Here is a 16,098-nt window from a genome sequence, read left to right as displayed (position 1 = left end):
GCCCCGACCAGGGGGTTCCAATCCCTCGAATGGACCCCTCGGCCCGCATCGCGCAATCTGGAGAGGTGAAGACCGAGGCACCCACCACGGACCGCGGTGCTGTGGCCGGATTCCTGGAGAACCCGGTCGTCGGGATGGCGCCGTGGATCGTGTTCTCGCTGCTCGTCGGACCCGGCCGGTTCGAGATCGCGGTCGCGCTCGCCCTGGCGACGACGATCGCGCTCGTCGCGGCCGGGCGGATCGTCAACCGGGGAAGTTCCTGGAAGTTGCTGGAACTCGCCGACATGGTGTTCTTCGCCGTGCTGGCCGTCGTCGGCATCCTCGCGAGCGACGGCACCCTGCGCTGGCTGGAGACGTACGCCGGGGAGGTGTCCAACCTCGCCCTCGTCCTGATCGCGTTCGGGTCCATGGCGTTCCGTATGCCCTTCACCCTCCAGTACGCACGAGAACAGGTCGAGCCGGCGTACTGGCACAAGCCCCCCTTCCTGCGGACCAACTACGTCATCACCGGGGTGTGGGGGCTGGCCTTCCTGATCGCCGCCATCGCCGGCGCGTACGGCGACCTGGTACTGCACAACGCGAACAACATCTGGACCGGGTGGATCATCCAGATCCTGGCCATCATGGCCGCCCTGCGCTTCACCGACTGGTACCCGGACGTCGTACGCGCCCGGGCCCGGCACGAGGCGGACAGCTCCGCGCCCGAACCACCGCACCTGGCAGGGATGCTGCTGCCGCTGGCCGGGCTGCTGGTCCCCATCGGAATCGCCGTCCTCATCTTCGCGAGCGATGTGTGGTGGCTGGGCGTGGCCCTGATCGTGGGTGGCGCATACCTCACCAGGGCGCTGTCGGGCCGCCAGGCAGACCGGTGACGCCAGGGCCGTTCGACGGCGGGAACGGCGGGCGCCGGTGCAGTGCCTTCGCGGCGGAGCCCTCCGCCGTGCGGGCGCGGTCACGGGCCACGGCGGCCTGGGCCGCGTCCCCCAGGGCGTCCGCGAGGTCGGCCCGGGTCAGCCAGTTGTAGGTGCTGTCGGGCCGGAGGCCGATGCGTTCGCTGATCAGGGCACGGGTCAGGTCGTGGCGGCCGGCCCGCAGCGCGGAGTCGACCAGCGTCCTCTGCACCGCGTCGCGTTGGGCGTGGCTGCCGCCGAATTCGTGGAACCGGCGGCGCAGCGGCAGGAGCAGTTCCACGACGGTCCGGTGGCGCCCGCGCGCATGGGCGATGAGGGCCTCGCAGACGGGCAGACCGATCTCGGCCGTCATCCTGTGGTTGGTGACGGAGTCCGCACCGCCCCTGCCGGCCTTCGCGAGCCACTGTCGACGGTCGGCGACGAGCCGTTCCGCGGCATCCAGCCTCCCGGAGCCCGCGTACGACATGACGGCGTGCACGTCGTTGAACGCGTAGTAGGGCGGGTCGGCCCGCGCGGCCCACGCGTCGGCCAGCGTCTCCCAGCGAGCCGCCTGGCCGATGCCGGCGAGGTGGAACCGCCACAGCAGCGCGGACGCGTCCAGCAGTTCCATCGCGAGCCCGGAGGAGGCCTCGTTGTTGATCGCGGCGTCGTAGATGCGCAGCGCCGTGCCGGTGTCACCGGCCTCCAGGGCGTACAGCGCGTAGTGCCACCAGTTGTGCACGTTGAGGTAGTTGCCGTCCGCCCAGTCGCCGAGCCGGGCGTCCAGATAGCCGATGCCGTCGGCGACACGGCCCTGCATCTCATAGGTGTGGACCACCGCGTGGATCGCCCAGACGTCGCGGGGGTTCTGTTCGACGGCGGCGAGTCCCGCCTCCTCGGCGAGGGCGTAGTGCCCCGATTCCTCCAGGCCGAAGGCGTACATGCCCAGCACCATGCCGCGATGGGGCTCGGCCGTGTCCCACTCCGACAGGGCGGCGCCGATCCTGTCGCGCAGGCGCACCGCGTCGCCGGTGAAGAAGTCGAGCTGGTGGCCGACCGCGAGGGCGAGGGCATCTCGGGGGTACATCAGGGTGAGCTCTTCGAGATGCGCGCCCGCCCGCTTCAGGTCGCCCGCCAGCCATGCGCCGGCCGCGGCCATGTGCAGCCGGTCCCGTACGGGAAGGGCCGAGCCATCGGTCCCGGTCGCGAAGTGGTGGAACCGGCGGCGCGCCTCGGCGGCCTCGCCGGGCTCGGTCCCCAGCAGCCCGAGATAGGCGGCGAACGACTGGGCCACGGGTGAGGTGGGGGCTGCCGCGACGGCATCCTCGACGGCCGGAGCCACCTCGGGGCTGAAGTGCAGCAGGGCCGCCACGGCGCGGTCCAGGTGCCCGGCCGCTTCGGGCGTGCACGCGTGCAGGGAGTTGCCGTACCGGTCCTTCGCCATCACGGATCACCTCGGCGCGGTTCTCGACGGTGTGCCGTACGCGTCGCGGCGGAGCCGTGGGGCGCCACCGGACCCGTACACCACCATGAAGCCACGCGGAGGGGGTCTCGGTCACCCGGACCGTGCCCGATCCGGCGAACTGCCATGATCCGCCATGATCCGGTACGCGGCGGGAAGGCAGGGGCGGCCGCTCGCTCCGCCTCCGGCGCTGTCGGCGACGGCGCTGGTGGCGCCGGCGTGGAAGTAGCCGCCGATGGCGAAGCCCGACTTGATAGGCAAGTGGTTGCTTGCCTATCCTGAGGTCGTGGCCGACGACCTTTTCAAAGCCTTGGCCGACTCCACCCGCCGCACCATCCTCGACGAGCTCACGGAGAAGTCCGGACAGACACTGTTCGAGATCTGCTCGCGGCTGAGCATGAGGCATCAGCTCGGCATCTCTCGCCAGGCGGTGTCCCAGCACCTGGCCGTGCTGGAGGCCGCCGGGCTCGTCGAGACCAGGCGGGAGGGCCGCTACAAGTTCCACGACCTGAACACGGCCCCGCTGCGGCAGATCGCCGAGCGATGGCTCGTGACCGACCCATCCGGACCGGAGAAGAGCACCCCATGAAGATCCATCTGACCAGCGTCTTCGTCGACGACCAGGCCAAGGCCCTGCGCTTCTACACCGAGATCCTCGGCTTCGTGAAGAAGCACGACGTCCCGCTGGGCGAGACGGACCGGTGGCTGACCGTCGTCTCGCCCGACGAGCCCGGCGGCACCGAACTCCTCCTGGAGCCCGCCGGCCACCCGGCCGTCAAGACCTACCGCGACGCGCTCACCCAGGACGGCATCCCGCTCGCCCAGTTCGCCGTCGAGGACGTGCACGCGGAGTACGAGCGCCTGAGCGGCCTCGGCGTCCTCTTCGTCCAGGAGCCCCTGGAGATGGGCCCCGTCACCACCGCGGTCTTCGACGACACCTGCGGCAACCTGATCCAGATCGCGACGGAGCCGCGGTAGGGGGTGAGGGCGCGGGTGGGCCGCGGTAGGCGGCACGGCGCGGGTGGGCCGTAGGGAGGTGGCCGCGAACGGGCTACAGGCTCTGCCTCGCCGGGCACCGAGCGCTGCCGGAGGCGTTGCCGGCGAGTTCCTGGCTGTCCGGGTGGTCAGCCGGCCGTGCCCTGCGGGAGTGCCGTGAACGTGGCCTCGGTGAACTCCGTGACCTCGGAGAAGCCGAGCCTGCGGTAGAGCCCGACGGCCGTGGCGTTGTCCGCCCGGACGTTCAGCCCGACGTGGTCCACGGTCTTTCCGAGCCGTCGGCACAACTCGGCCACGCAGGCTCCGCCCGCGCCCTGCCCGCGCACCTCGGGGTGGGTGGTGACGTTCCCGATCGCGGCGACACGGTACGTGGGCGAGTAGACGTGCACCCCCGCAACGGCGACCAGCCGTCCGTCGCGCCGGGCGCCCACGTACTGGCCGGTGTCCAGCATCCGGTCGTCGAACCAGTTGCCCGGGTACGCCACCGCGAACAGCTCCAGCAGCTCCGGCAGGTCGGCCCGGCCCAGCGGGGCGGGCTGCCACGGGCCGGCCGGGTGGGCAGCGGCGGGGCCGGGATCGGTGAGCGCCATCCGCAGCAGGACGCCGTGGCGCTGCACCTCGTACGCCGACTCCAGCACCTTGGCGGCTTCTCCGGTCAGGTGGCCGAAGAAGCGACGGGGAAGGACGGGCAGCAGCGCACCGGTCAGCTCCTCCAGCTCCGCCGCCTGGCCGGGACGGGAGAAGGCGAGCAGGGTGGGAATGTCGCCGACCGCGTAGAGCAGCGCGACCGGACCGCCCTCAGAGACCGTGTACCAGCTGGTGTGCGGCCACAGCAGATCGTCGAGGTCGCCGAGTTCCATCAGGTGCATCGCCGGGTCCCGGTCGAAGCGGTCGGCCAGGGCGGATCGGTCGTGCAGAGCGCGCAGAGTCACCCGTAGAGCGTACGGCGCCGCCGGCGCGGCCATGGGGAGGGGCCCCGCACATGATCGCGTCGGTGAGACAACCTGCCCCCGCCGTCCGCCCTCTCACAAGGCGAATCCCGAGGGAGGCTGCGATGACGACCGGTTTCGCGAGCACGGGCCCGAAGCGCCCGGGACAGATCGAGGCCGCCTGGGCGCTCACGCTGGCAGCCGTCGCGGCGGAAGTGCTGGTCTGGCTGCTGGGCGTCTTCGTGGTGCCGCCCACGGGTCTGGACGAGCTGACCGAGTTCTCCGGTCGGAGCTCGGCGGTCGGCCAACTCGCCGTGGCGGCCGCTGTGCTGGCCCTTCTCCTCGGTGCTTGGCTGGCCGTGGCGGCACGCATGCGGGCCGGACGCGGATGGGCACGGGCCGTCCTGACCTTCGCGGGCGTGCTGCTTCTGCTGTTCCGGGTCGGCGACTTCAGCATGGACGGCGTGGAGCCTGGCTGGTGGGCGGCCGTCAACTGCCTGCCCGACGTGCTGGCCGCGGCCGTCGTCGTCGCGATGTACTTCCCCGAGGCCCACGCCTACTTCTCCCGCTCGTCCCGCTTCCGCCCCACTGCCTGACCCCCGGCCGACGGATCGCCGCGGCTGTGGGGGTCGAGCTGGGCTACGAGCTGGGCGGCACGTGGGCATCCCGTCGATGGGATACGTTCGTGCGGGTCGGACCGACCCCGCCCCGTCAGGGACCGCAGCCCCGGAAGGCAGCAACTGACCGTGACAGACCGCCTCGACCAGGACACGCTCCAGCAGATCTACGCCCGCGGAGGCTCCGAGGCCGTGAAGCGCGCGCTGGAGGACTTCGCCCTCGTCGCCGGCGACGAGGAGTTGGACGCCGCCGTCGACCGGGCGTGCGCCGTGATCGCGGCGGAGACGGCGCGGATCACGGCGGTGGCCGACCAGCGCGAAGCCAGGATCGCGGAGCTCGAAGTGCAGGCTCGGGCGCTCCAGGCCGAGATCGACGCCCAGGGCGACCCGACGACCGCCCCTGCCCCGGACAGTGCCGCGCCGCAGCCGGACCGGCAGCGCTAGCGGGACCGGCCGGCGCGATGGCGCAGGCGTCGCCGTCCGGAGACGTGTTCAACCCCGTCGCCGACCGCGACCGCGCGCCCGTCCGCCGTCCGCCGGGGCGTTCCACCGTACGGCGGAGGCCTCGGCTTCACCAGGTCGGCTCGCACGGGTGGCGGTACGCGGTCGGCCGCGTGGTTGATCTGGAGCAGGGCGGCGGTGAACGTCTGACCGACCTCGTCGTGCAACTCGCGCGGTTCAGCCGTGCCTTCCCCGGCGCATCCTCGCGCGGTCGGCGGGAGTGGGTCCATCCGTGCCGACACTCATATTCCGCCCCGCCCGGCAGGTGGCACCATGGGGCCTCGCCGCGCCGGACCGTCCTCGGGTTCCGGGGCGCGCCCGTACCGTCGTACAGATCGACCATGAGAGGGATGGGCTTGTGCCTGCACCACGGATGCGTACGACGCCGCTGCCCGGCATCGGTGTCCAGTACGACCTCACCACGCGCGAGCACCGCCATCTGTCGGTGATCGCCCATCGGGACGGCACCCGGTCGGTGAATGTCTACCGGGCGGACGATCCCGACGCCTGCGCGCAGTCCCTGCATCTGACGGGTGCGGAGACGGCCTCCCTGATCGACGCGCTGATGCCCGCCCACCACAGCCCGAACGTCTTGCACACCACCGACCTGGGGCTGGTGGCCGAGAGGATCGAACTGTCCGCGCACGGCCACTGGAACGGGCGGCTGCTCGGCGAGATGCGGATGCGCACGGAGACCGGCGCGTCGATCGTCGCGGTACTGAGGCGGGCGGAGGCGATTCCCTCGCCGGCGCCGGACTTCCGTCTGGCGGGCGGGGACACCCTGATCGTCATCGGTACCCGTGAGGGTGTCGACGCCGCCGCTTCGATACTCGGACGGGAGTGACCGGGTGCATTCCGCTCTCTTTCTCATCGAGTTCGGGGCGATCATCCTCGGGCTCGGTCTGCTGGGCCGCTTCGCCGGCCGGTTCCGGTTCTCCCCCATCCCGCTCTATCTTCTGGCCGGGCTCGCGTTCGGCGAGGGCGGTCTGCTCCCGTTGGGAGCGAGCGAGGAGTTCGTCGCGATCGGCGCCGAGATCGGCGTCATTCTCCTGCTGCTGATGCTGGGGCTGGAGTACACGGCAAGCGACCTCGTCTCCAACCTGAAGACCCAGTACCCGGCCGGACTGGTCGACTTCAGTCTCAACGCGCTGCCGGGGGCCGCGGCGGCCCTGCTGATGGGCTGGGGTCCGGTCGCGGCCGTGGTCCTGGCCGGTGTCACGTGGATCTCGTCCTCCGGCGTCATCGCCAAGGTGATGGGCGACCTCGGCCGGCTCGGCAACCGTGAGACGCCGGTCATCCTGAGCATCCTGGTCCTCGAGGACCTGGCGATGGCCGTCTACCTGCCGATCATCACCGCCCTGCTGGCCGGTGTCGGTCTCGCCGCCGGCAGCCTGACCCTGGCCATCGCCCTGGGCGTGGCGGGGGCCGTGCTGTTCGTCGCGGTCCGCTACGGCAGGCTCATCTCCCGCTTCGTCTCCAGCGACGACCCCGAGAAGCTCCTGCTCGTCGTCCTCGGTCTCACCCTGCTGGTCGCGGGCATCGCGCAGCAGCTCCAGGTCTCGGCCGCGGTGGGGGCGTTCCTCGTCGGCATCGCGCTGTCCGGGGAGGTCGCCGAGGGTGCCCATGCCCTGCTGAGCCCTCTGCGCGACCTGTTCGCGGCGGTGTTCTTCGTCTTCTTCGGGCTGCACACCGACCCCGCCAGCATCCCGCCGGTGCTCCTTCCGGCCCTCGCGCTGGCGGTCGTCACCGCCCTCACGAAGATCGCGACCGGGTACTGGGCGGCCCAACGGGCGGGCGTCGGCATCAAGGGACGGTGGCGTGCGGGCGGGACACTGGTCGCGCGCGGGGAGTTCTCCATCGTCATCGCCGGACTGGCCGTCAGCGCGGGCATCGAACCGGCCATGGGACCGCTCGCCACCGCCTACGTCCTGATCCTGGTCGTCATCGGCCCGCTGTCCGCCCGCTACACCGAGCCCTTGGCAGCGCTTCTCGCCCGGCGCCGAGGTCCCCGCACACCCGCGTCCGGAAGCGACGCCCCCATGCCCGTACCCCTGGGCGGCGAGCCCCGATGAACAGGGCCTGAGGCGGAGCGTCGGCCTTGCTGAATTGCCATCCCCGGCCTCGCCGTCACCGGCCGGCCTCCCTTTTCGGCATGCATGCAACGGGTCATACGGTGAGCGGCATTTGTCATGCGCTAGAGTTCTTTACCAAGCCCTTGCGCTCTGTTGAGCGGAAAGGTGCTCAATCTTGGGGGCGAGGGGCCGTCCGATCCGGACGACAGGGGGAAGGGGAGACAGGACATGGGTCGATACCTCCACACCTCGATCCTGCGCTCCGCCCCGTCGCTGCTCCCGGGCCTCGGGCCGGCCGCCAGGACGGCGCGTATCGACAACTCGCCCCGCGACAGCGTGCCTGATACCGGCCGCACCGCTTTTCGCGTCTGACGACGCCGTCCACGCGACGCGTCGCCCCATTCCCCACGGCCTCGGCCGTAAGTCCGGCTTTCGGCGCGCCCGGAACGGCGAATTGAGCCGACTCCCCGGATTCGGGGGCGATCCACGATTCCGTTGCGCCCTCCCGTGCCGAAGGCGGGAGCACAGGCGACGCTTCGCCGGGCCGCTCCCTCAGTACCCGAGAGCCACCCGGTCACCCGTTCAGCGAACCGACCGGGCGCCGACACACGCCTGCCGCACCGCCGACCTCATCGGGCACCCGCACCGGGCCGCTCGTACCCGAGAAGGCACTGACGCCGTCACCGAACCGACCGGAGGACCGACGCCCGTGCACCACACGACCGCCCTGCTCATCGAACTCGGAGCCATCATCCTGGCCCTGGGCCTGCTCGGCCGCCTCGCCGGGCGCGTGGGGTTCTCGCCCATACCCCTGTATCTGCTGGCCGGACTCGCCTTCGGTCACGGCGGCATCCTGCCGCTCCAGGCGAGCGAGGACTTCGTCGCGACCGGCGCCGAGATAGGCGTCATCCTCCTGCTTCTCCTGCTCGGCCTGGAGTACAGCGCCTCGGAACTCGTCACCAGTCTCAAGACCCAATACCCCTCCGGCGCCGTCGACTTCGTCCTCAACACCGCACCCGGTGCCGGCGCCGCGCTGCTGCTGGGGTGGGGTCCCGTGGGCGCGGTGGCCCTCGCCGGCGTCACCTGGATCTCCTCCTCCGGCGTCATCGCCAAGGTCCTCGGCGACCTCGGCCGGCTCGGTAACCGCGAGACGCCCGTCGTCCTCGGCATCCTGGTCATCGAGGACCTCGCCATGGCCGTCTACCTGCCCATCCTCACCGCCCTGCTGGCCGGTGTGAGCCTGGCCGGGGGCGCGGTCACCCTGCTGATCTCCCTCGGGACCGTGGGCGCCGTCCTGTACGTGGCGCTGCGCCACGGACGGCTGATCAGCCGTGCCGTCTCGTCCGACAACGCCGAGATGCTGCTGCTCGTCGTCCTCGGCCTCACCCTGCTCGTCGCCGGCCTCGCGCAGGAGCTCCAGGTCTCCGCGGCGGTGGGTGCGTTCCTCGTCGGTATCGCCCTGTCAGGAGAGGTCGCCGAAGGCGCGGCCAGCCTCCTGACCCCGCTGCGGGACCTGTTCGCCGCGGTGTTCTTCGTCTTCTTCGGCCTCTCGACCGATCCGGCCGACATTCCCCCGGTCCTGCTGCCCGCCCTCCTCCTCGCCGTCGCCACCGCGCTCACCAAGGTCGCGACCGGCTGGTACGCCGCCCGCCGTGCCGGGATTCGGGGAAAGGGCCGCTGGCGAGCGGGCGGCACCCTCGTCGCCCGCGGTGAGTTCTCCATCGTGATCGCCGGACTCGCCGTCGGCGTCGAGCCGCGGATCGGGCCGCTGGCCACCGCCTACGTCCTGATCCTGGTCGTCGTCGGCCCGCTCACCGCCCGCTACACCGAGCCACTGGCCGGCCTCCTCACGCGCCGCCCGAAGTCCCGCGTCCCCGCCGCCCCCTCCCCCGCTGCTCCCTCTCCCGTTCACGCCGAGGAGGACGGCCAGTCCGTGACCGTCACCGTCGACGCCTGACACCAGCCGGCTGCGCCGCGCGCTCGGCGCCGAAGCGGCCGCGAAGGGGTACGGATGGCGCGCCCTGGTCCGCGAACACCACGCCGCCAGCCGCACGGGCCGGCCCGCCAAGGCCTCCCCCGACAGCGTTCTGAGCGTCATCGAGCAGGCTGTCGACGCCTTCGCCGACGGTGACGAGCACGCGCAGCACAGCGTCATCCGTCAGGAGGAGGCGTCCAGACGCGAGTTCATCGACGATCTCCTGCGCGGGGGCGGGCGGCCCGGGACCTCTCGCCGCACGTGCCGAACGGTTCGGACTGCGGCTCTCGCGCGCCCACGCGGTCGCCGTTGCCGAGGACCCCGCCAAGTACGACGAGGCCGACCCGGTCCCCCGCCAGGTGGAGACCGCCGTGTTCACGCGCTTCGAGAACCGCCGCATCCTGTTGCACAGCACGCTCAGCCCGCTGGAGCAGGCACGCGGGGGAGCCCAGCCGCTCCTCGACAGCCTCACCGCGTACTTTCGCGGCCGGCTGCGTGACTGCCGAAGCGGCCCGCCGACTCTCGTCGAGCGTCAGGGCGATGACGTACCGCCTGGAGCGCATCCGTACGCTCACCGGCACCGATCCCGCCCACCCGGTGCACCGGTACAGGCTCCAGACCGCCGTCATCGGAGCGCGGCTGCTGGACTGGCCGAACAGACCCCTGTGAGGCGCCGCCCCGCGCTGTGGGCCCGGTCGGTCGTGAACCGGGGCCGGCGGGCTCACGGGGTCACGCGACGGGGTGGCCCGCGCCGTCGGTCTGTGCCGACTGGCTCGAGAACTTGTTCAGGAAGACGTCGTACCGGCCGTCGGCGCGCTGGGTGATCGTCGCGCCGTCCTGCCAGATCCCGTTCTCGGCCCACCACTGGGAGCCGGCCGGGTCGCCCTGGTTCTGGTGGATGTTGTGCATGCCGAGGTCCCCCTCCGGGTCGTCGTCGAACGGCTCGCCGAACACGAGGATGCGCTGCCCGGTCACCAGGATCGCCTCCAGCTCGGCCGCGGCGTCGATGTTGGATCCGGCGTGCCACGGCCGTGAACCGAAGAGGTCGAGAAGGTCTCGCAGCCAGGACGGCGGGCGGCGCTGGAACAGGACGCCGGAGTGGTCCACCAGCGCCGGTTGGCGCAGATAGTCCACGGCTCCGGAGGCCGGCGTGCCCGCGAGGTCGTGGTAGCCCGGGGCGAGGACAGCCGCCGGGCCGAGGTCGCCGGCGTCGAGAGTGAGGGTCTTCCACTGCACCCCCACGTTGGACTTGTGGCTGTCGACGTCGACCGCGCAGTGGTAGCGCCCGGCGGGCGCGTCCACCTCCAGGTTGATGTGGAACCAGCGGCCCTGACTGTCCGGCTGGTCGCGGTGGTGACGGTACAAGGTCCCCGAAAGCACGCCGTAACGTTCGAAAGGCATGCCGTCAGTGAACCACCCATGCCCGCCCGCTTGCCCGCCCGCGCAGTCCGGCCACGGTCCCGCTGGGCCGATCGGCCGACCAGATCGGCTCGACGGGGTGAGAGGAGTGACCCGAGCGGTGTCGGGTACGTGTGCGGAGCAGTCGGACGGCGAGCCGCGGACGTTCCGGTCGGCGGCTCGCGCTCCTGGTGTCCTTGGGCATCAGGGTGGTCCGACCGGCACACTTGAGGCAGGCGTGCGGCCCTTGCGGGGCGGCGTGCGGGCGTCACCCGGACGGGTCTGTCGGGGCGTCGCCGGAGTGCCGGCGCGGGAAAGCTGACGTGATGACGATGCGGTGGCCTGGCGGCCGGTGAGGTGGGGACGATGGCTGTGGGCCGAAGTGGTGACGACGCTGCGACGCATGCGCGGTTGTGGGCCCGGTGCGCCGTGGTGGCCGTCGTGGCGGCGGTCGTCGTCCTGATCCTCGCGTTCGGCGGCGGTGGGCTGCTGATCGTCCTGAGCGGTCTGGTCGGACTGGTCGTCTCGGCTGCGGGCATGTGGTGGATACTGGCCCACCGCGGACCGCCGCGATGGCTCGGCGCCGTCCTCATGGTCGGCGCACCCGTGGGTCTGCTCGTGCTGTTCGTACGCAGCGGTCTCTGGGTGACGGCGCTCATCGCGGTCTGTCTCTGGGGTGTGGCGCTCGCCTGCGGCCGGGCGGCCCTGCGGCGGCCGCACGCGAAGCACGTCATGCGGGCAGAGCCCCGTCGGCCTCCGCGGCAGCCGGTCATTCTCATGAACCCCGCCTCGGGCGGCGGCAAGGTCGGCCAGTTCGACCTGGTGGAGAAGGCCGAACAGCTCGGTGCCCGGGTCATCCTGGTGGACGCCTCCCGCGGCTTCGACGCCACGGCCCTGGCCCGCGAGGCCGTGTCCGGGGGAGCGGACCTGCTGGGCGTCGCGGGCGGCGACGGCACGCAGGCCCATGTCGCCGCGGTCGCCGCCGAGCACGACCTGCCGTTCCTGGTCGTCCCCGCGGGCACCCGCAACCACTTCGCGATGGACCTCGGCCTGGACCGCGCCGATCCCTCCCTCGCTCTCGACGCCCTCACCGACGGCGAGGAACTCCGTGTCGACCTCGGGAGCGTGGCCGGCCGGACGTTCGTCAACACCGTGTCGTTCGGGGTGTACGCGCGGGTCGTGGAACGCCCCGAGTACCGCGACGCCAAGGCCGGGACCGCGCTGGACGCCATGCCCGACCTGCTCCACGAGTCCGGACCGCGCTTCGACGCGACCGTCGGCAGGACCCGTCTCGCCTCCCAGCAGGCGCTCCTGGTCAGCAACAACATCTACATCCGGCCGGACCCCCTCACCGGCGGCCGCAGACCGCGCCTGGACGAAGGGAAGCTGGGGGTCATCGGCGTACGCGTGGAAGGCGCGACGCAGGCGGCGGACATCGCGCTGCGCGGCTCGGCCTCCGACAGCCTGAACGTCCTGACCGCGCACCGCGTCCAGGTCACCTGCGACGACGACACCATGCCGGTCGCCGTGGACGGTGAAGCACTGACCCTTCCCCCTCCGGTGACCTGCACCGTTCGACGACGCGCCCTGCGGGTACGCGTGCCACGTGACCGACCCGGCGCGCCGCCGTTCTCCCCTCCGCTCGACTGGCGCCGCATCCTCACCCTCGCCTTCCAGGGGAAGGGGAGGGACGGGAAGGAGCGGCGGGACGGAGACGGAGTCACCAACGAAAGGAGCGGTCGATGAGCGACCCGCACGAGCAGGAACCGGGCCCGGCCGACGAGCCCCGGCGCGCCGGACGGCGGTACGCCGGCGGTCTCGCCGCCGTCTTCAGCGACCTGAGGGCCATCGACGGCGCCCTCTACGCCGCGGTCGCCGCGACACCGACACCGACCCTCGACACCGGACTGCGGCGGCTCTCCGCCGCCGCCGACCACTCCAAGATCTCCTTCGCCGTCGCCGCCGCGCTCGCGCTGGTCCCGGGCCGGCCCCGGCGCGCCGCCGCACTCGGCGTCGGCTCGATCGCCATGGCCTCGGCCGCCGCGAACCTGCTCGGCAAGCGCCTCGTACGCCGCTCCCGGCCCGACCGCGAAGCGGCCCGTGTCGTCATCGACCGGCACGTCCGGATGCCCACCTCGGCGTCCTTCCCCTCCGGGCACACGGCCTCGGCGGTGGCCTTCGCCTCCGCCGTCGGCTACGCCCTGCCCCCGGCGGCCCTGCCGCTGACCGCGCTCGCCTGCGCCGTCGGCTACTCCCGGGTCCATACCGGCGTCCACTACCCGGGCGACGTCCTGGCGGGCGCCGTCCTGGGCGCCACCACCGCCACCACCGTGCTCGCCCTCTCCCTCTCCCTCAGTGAGCGGCACAGCATCGGTGGGCTCGGTCGGCTCGGTGGGATCGGCCGGCTCGGGCGGATCGGTCGGGGAGGTGACTTTGCATGATCATGCGAGATTATGCATACTCTTCCTATGTCTAAGGTCCTCACCTCCCTTCCTGCCGGCGAGCGCGTCGGAATCGCCTTCTCGGGCGGGCTCGACACGTCGGTCGCCGTCGCGTGGATGCGCGACAAGGGCGCCGTCCCGTGCACGTACACCGCCGACATCGGCCAGTACGACGAGCCCGACATCGCCTCCGTGCCCGGTCGCGCCAAGACCTACGGCGCCGAGATCGCCCGGCTGGTCGACTGCCGCGCGGCGCTGGTCGAGGAAGGCCTGGCCGCGCTGACCTGCGGAGCGTTCCACATCCGTTCCGGCGGCCGCGGGTACTTCAACACGACGCCGCTCGGCCGCGCCGTCACGGGCACCCTCCTGGTGCGCGCGATGCTCGAGGACGACGTGCAGATCTGGGGTGACGGCTCGACCTTCAAGGGCAACGACATCGAGCGGTTCTACCGGTACGGGCTGCTCGCCAATCCGCACCTGCGGATCTACAAGCCCTGGCTCGACGCGGACTTCGTGACCGAGCTCGGCGGCCGCACGGAGATGTCCGAGTGGCTGCTCGCCCACGGTCTGCCCTACCGGGACAGCACCGAGAAGGCGTACTCCACCGACGCCAACATCTGGGGCGCCACCCACGAGGCCAAGATCCTGGAGCACCTCGACACGGGCGTGGAGACCGTGGAGCCGATCATGGGCGTCCGGTTCTGGGACCCGTCGATCGAGATCGCCGCCGAGGACGTGACGATCGGCTTCGACCAGGGCCGGCCCGTGACGATCAACGGCAAGGAGTTCCCCTCCCCCGTCAGCCTCGTGATGGAGGCCAACGCGATCGGCGGACGGCACGGCCTGGGCATGTCCGACCAGATCGAGAACCGGATCATCGAGGCCAAGAGCCGCGGCATCTACGAAGCCCCCGGCATGGCCCTGCTGCACGCGGCGTACGAACGTCTGGTCAACGCCATCCACAACGAGGACACCCTCGCGCAGTACCACAACGAGGGCCGGCGCCTCGGCCGGCTGATGTACGAGGGCCGCTGGCTGGACCCGCAGGCGCTGATGATCCGCGAGTCGCTGCAGCGCTGGGTCGGCGCGGCCGTCACCGGCGAGGTCACCCTGCGGCTGCGGCGCGGTGAGGACTACTCGATCCTCGACACCAAGGGCCCGGCGTTCAGCTACCACCCGGACAAGCTCTCCATGGAGCGCACCGAGGACTCCGCGTTCGGCCCGGTGGACCGGATCGGCCAGCTCACGATGCGCAACCTCGACATCGCCGACTCGCGCGCCAAGCTGGAGCAGTACGCCGGGCTCGGCCTGATCGGCACCGCCAACCCGGCCATCGGCGCCGCTCAGGCGGCCGCGACCGGGCTGATCGGCACCATGCCGCAGGGCGGCGCCGAGGCCATCGCCTCGCGCGGCGAGGTCTCCGCCCACGACGAGCTGCTGGACCGTGCCGCGATGGAGTCCGGCACCGACTGACCGTCCGGCGACCGGCCCCTGCGTGGCGGCCGGCCGCGGTGAGGCCGTTCCGGCGCCATCGGCGCGGGGACGGCCTCGTCGCGTGGCCGCGGGGTCTACTCCTGCGTCTCCTTTCGGCGGCGCGTACGGAAGAGGTGCCTGCGCCGGCGCGGGGGCTGGTCCGGGAGCCAGCCGAAGGCCAGCGAGCTGCCGACGAGGCCGAGGAGCATGCCGACGAAGAACCCGCCGAGGTTCGAGGTGACCCAGGTCGCGAGCGAGGCCAGGACGGCGACGATCGAGTAGAACAGGCGCTGCCGCGGGTTGAGGACGATCAGCGCCCCGCACACGATCATGATGACCGGCAGGACGTAGCCGACCAGGCTGTCCGCTCCCGCCGCGAGGATCACGGAGATGCTCGCCTGCTGGGTGAGGAGGATCTCGGCCCCGCCGAGCACGATCATGACGCCGGGGGCGAAGGGGCGGCGGTGCCGCCACCTGCCGAACGCGCGCCAGGGATGGCGTCCCCCGGCTCCGGGCCGGCCGGCCGCCGGCGAGGGCGTCGCGCGCGAAGCCGAAGTGGCCGGTGTCGCCGCGGTCACCGTCAGCAGCCCTCGGACTCGAAGCTCATGTGCAGGTCGGGCAGGGTGAAGCGGGTCGCGGTGGTGGCGTAGTTGGTCTGCCGTACGTCGGTGATGGTGACGGTGTCGGCCTGCTGGCCGAAGACGCCGAGCGGGCCCTTGACGGGGGGCTTGTCGAAGGTACTGGCGTCCCCGCCGATCTCGATGTTGTCGAAGGCGGCGAGCTTGCCGGAGATCTCGGTGGAGTCCGTGGTCAGGCCGGTGGCCTTGACCGGGGTCCCCCTGTTGCCCGCGGTGATGTGCAGATGGGTGCCGCCGATTTCCACGCTCTGGCAGAGGTTGGTGAGTTCGGCCTGCCGGATGGCGGTGACGATCACCAGGATCTGACCGCCGGTGTCACCGGCGTTGGGGCTGCCCTCGGGCATGGTGTCCAGCGCACCGAACTGCCCGAAGCCGGTGCCCTTGAGGGTGTCGGCCTTCACGGTGAACGGCATCCCGGAGATGGCGAACTGGGCGGCCAGGGCGCCCTGGGCGGTCAGGACGACGAGGGTCGCGGCGATGGCGCAGGCGGGCGCGGCCATCAGACCGGCGCGTCGGAAGCGGACCCGGCCGCGGCGCCGGAGTTCCTCACCCGGGGGTAAGGAGCGGGCGGGGGCGGGCTCTTCGGGCAGGGCGGGGCCTTCGGACAGGGCCATGAGGTGCTCCTGACAATGATGAGGAAACAGACCTGTTGGCGGCGGTGTCCTGGCGCGGACGGCTCCCCGACCCGCCCGGGGTTCTCCTCGTG

The 16,098-nt window shown here is 71.8% G+C and carries 19 protein-coding genes and 1 pseudogene; 13 read left to right on the top strand and 7 right to left on the bottom strand.

Features of this window, described 5'->3' with window-relative positions; genetic code table 11:
• Nucleotides 1–29 precede the first annotated feature (29 nt).
• The gene (locus tag M5362_RS02745; protein ID WP_260225626.1) at nucleotides 30–872 is read left to right on the top strand and encodes a hypothetical protein; all 843 of its coding nucleotides are present in this window, start codon (nucleotides 30–32) and stop codon (nucleotides 870–872) included.
• On the opposite strand, the gene M5362_RS02740 is transcribed toward M5362_RS02745, so the two are convergent.
• Both M5362_RS02740 and M5362_RS02735 read right to left on the bottom strand, forming a co-directional pair.
• The gene (locus M5362_RS02740; RefSeq protein ID WP_260225625.1) at nucleotides 835–2,334 is read right to left on the bottom strand and encodes a tetratricopeptide repeat protein; all 1,500 of its coding nucleotides are present in this window, start codon (nucleotides 2,332–2,334) and stop codon (nucleotides 835–837) included. The two genes, M5362_RS02745 and M5362_RS02740, sit on opposite strands and share 38 nt — an antisense overlap.
• Before the next feature lie 111 nt (nucleotides 2,335–2,445).
• Entirely contained in the window at nucleotides 2,446–2,613 is a 168-nt protein-coding gene (locus M5362_RS02735; RefSeq protein WP_260225624.1) for a hypothetical protein, read from the bottom strand.
• A 25-nt stretch (nucleotides 2,614–2,638) separates the two neighbouring features.
• On the opposite strand from M5362_RS02735, the gene M5362_RS02730 reads away from it, so the two are divergent.
• Entirely contained in the window at nucleotides 2,639–2,941 is a 303-nt protein-coding gene (locus M5362_RS02730) for a helix-turn-helix transcriptional regulator (RefSeq protein WP_260225623.1), read from the top strand.
• Nucleotides 2,938–3,330, top strand: a complete 393-nt coding sequence (locus M5362_RS02725; RefSeq protein WP_260225622.1) for a VOC family protein — start codon at nucleotides 2,938–2,940, stop codon at nucleotides 3,328–3,330. Before M5362_RS02730 ends, M5362_RS02725 begins: the two co-directional genes overlap by 4 nt.
• Nucleotides 3,331–3,476: 146 nt before the next feature.
• Here the strand turns inward: M5362_RS02725 and M5362_RS02720 are convergent, their stop codons facing one another.
• The gene (locus tag M5362_RS02720; protein WP_260225621.1) at nucleotides 3,477–4,280 is read right to left on the bottom strand and encodes a GNAT family N-acetyltransferase; all 804 of its coding nucleotides are present in this window, start codon (nucleotides 4,278–4,280) and stop codon (nucleotides 3,477–3,479) included.
• A 122-nt stretch (nucleotides 4,281–4,402) separates the two neighbouring features.
• On the opposite strand from M5362_RS02720, the gene M5362_RS02715 reads away from it, so the two are divergent.
• From M5362_RS02715 to M5362_RS02685, 6 genes are all read left to right on the top strand, one after another.
• Entirely contained in the window at nucleotides 4,403–4,873 is a 471-nt protein-coding gene (locus M5362_RS02715) for a hypothetical protein (protein ID WP_260225620.1), read from the top strand.
• Between the two features lie 150 nt (nucleotides 4,874–5,023).
• A complete protein-coding gene (locus M5362_RS02710; RefSeq protein ID WP_260225619.1) occupies nucleotides 5,024–5,338 on the top strand; it encodes a hypothetical protein in 315 nt (104 codons plus the stop codon).
• 430 nt (nucleotides 5,339–5,768) lie between these two features.
• Nucleotides 5,769–6,239 (top strand): cation:proton antiporter regulatory subunit, encoded by a 471-nt coding sequence (locus M5362_RS02700; RefSeq protein ID WP_260225695.1) that lies wholly within the window; start codon nucleotides 5,769–5,771, stop codon nucleotides 6,237–6,239.
• A gap of 4 nt (nucleotides 6,240–6,243) precedes the next feature.
• On the top strand, nucleotides 6,244–7,467 hold the full coding sequence (locus M5362_RS02695; protein WP_260225618.1) for a cation:proton antiporter: 1,224 nt from the start codon (nucleotides 6,244–6,246) through the stop codon (nucleotides 7,465–7,467).
• A gap of 228 nt (nucleotides 7,468–7,695) precedes the next feature.
• Nucleotides 7,696–7,839, top strand: a complete 144-nt coding sequence (locus M5362_RS02690) for a hypothetical protein (RefSeq protein WP_260225617.1) — start codon at nucleotides 7,696–7,698, stop codon at nucleotides 7,837–7,839.
• A gap of 337 nt (nucleotides 7,840–8,176) precedes the next feature.
• Complete coding sequence (locus tag M5362_RS02685; RefSeq protein ID WP_260225616.1) at nucleotides 8,177–9,424, top strand: cation:proton antiporter; 1,248 nt, start codon at nucleotides 8,177–8,179, stop codon at nucleotides 9,422–9,424.
• Here the strand turns inward: M5362_RS02685 and M5362_RS02680 are convergent.
• Nucleotides 9,408–9,614: a hypothetical protein gene (locus tag M5362_RS02680; protein ID WP_260225615.1), complete on the bottom strand. Its 207-nt coding sequence runs from the start codon at nucleotides 9,612–9,614 to the stop codon at nucleotides 9,408–9,410. The two genes, M5362_RS02685 and M5362_RS02680, sit on opposite strands and share 17 nt — an antisense overlap.
• Between M5362_RS02680 and M5362_RS02675 the strand changes: the two are divergent.
• Nucleotides 9,555–10,111 (top strand): annotated as a pseudogene (locus M5362_RS02675) (helix-turn-helix domain-containing protein). The gene M5362_RS02680 and the pseudogene M5362_RS02675 overlap by 60 nt on opposite strands.
• A gap of 60 nt (nucleotides 10,112–10,171) precedes the next feature.
• Here the strand turns inward: M5362_RS02675 and M5362_RS02670 are convergent.
• Entirely contained in the window at nucleotides 10,172–10,843 is a 672-nt protein-coding gene (locus M5362_RS02670) for a YukJ family protein (protein WP_260225614.1), read from the bottom strand.
• Between the two features lie 363 nt (nucleotides 10,844–11,206).
• Between M5362_RS02670 and M5362_RS02665 the strand changes: the two genes are divergently transcribed.
• The 3 genes from M5362_RS02665 to argG are packed head-to-tail and all read left to right on the top strand — an operon-like array spanning nucleotide 11,207 to nucleotide 14,754.
• Nucleotides 11,207–12,586 carry a diacylglycerol kinase family protein gene (locus M5362_RS02665; RefSeq protein WP_260225613.1) on the top strand — a complete coding sequence of 460 codons (1,380 nt, stop codon included), beginning with the start codon at nucleotides 11,207–11,209 and terminating at the stop codon, nucleotides 12,584–12,586.
• On the top strand, nucleotides 12,583–13,281 hold the full coding sequence (locus tag M5362_RS02660; protein WP_260225612.1) for a phosphatase PAP2 family protein: 699 nt from the start codon (nucleotides 12,583–12,585) through the stop codon (nucleotides 13,279–13,281). The genes M5362_RS02665 and M5362_RS02660 overlap by 4 nt, the downstream gene beginning before the upstream one ends.
• Before the next feature lie 27 nt (nucleotides 13,282–13,308).
• Nucleotides 13,309–14,754 (top strand): argininosuccinate synthase, encoded by a 1,446-nt coding sequence (gene argG / locus M5362_RS02655; RefSeq protein ID WP_260225611.1) that lies wholly within the window; start codon nucleotides 13,309–13,311, stop codon nucleotides 14,752–14,754.
• Between the two features lie 95 nt (nucleotides 14,755–14,849).
• Here argG and M5362_RS02650 read toward each other — a convergent pair whose 3' ends face one another.
• Nucleotides 14,850–15,332, bottom strand: a complete 483-nt coding sequence (locus M5362_RS02650; RefSeq protein WP_260225610.1) for a DUF6114 domain-containing protein — start codon at nucleotides 15,330–15,332, stop codon at nucleotides 14,850–14,852.
• Between the two features lie 2 nt (nucleotides 15,333–15,334).
• Nucleotides 15,335–16,006: a DUF6230 family protein gene (locus M5362_RS02645; RefSeq protein ID WP_374214391.1), complete on the bottom strand. Its 672-nt coding sequence runs from the start codon at nucleotides 16,004–16,006 to the stop codon at nucleotides 15,335–15,337.
• Nucleotides 16,007–16,098: the final 92 nt, after the last annotated feature.

The sequence above is a fragment of the Streptomyces sp. Je 1-79 genome, from assembly GCF_025195125.1.
Lineage (GTDB): Bacteria > Actinomycetota > Actinomycetes > Streptomycetales > Streptomycetaceae > Streptomyces.
Note: the sequence above shows the minus strand (reverse complement) of the source record. Positions and strands in the feature narration are given on the sequence as shown.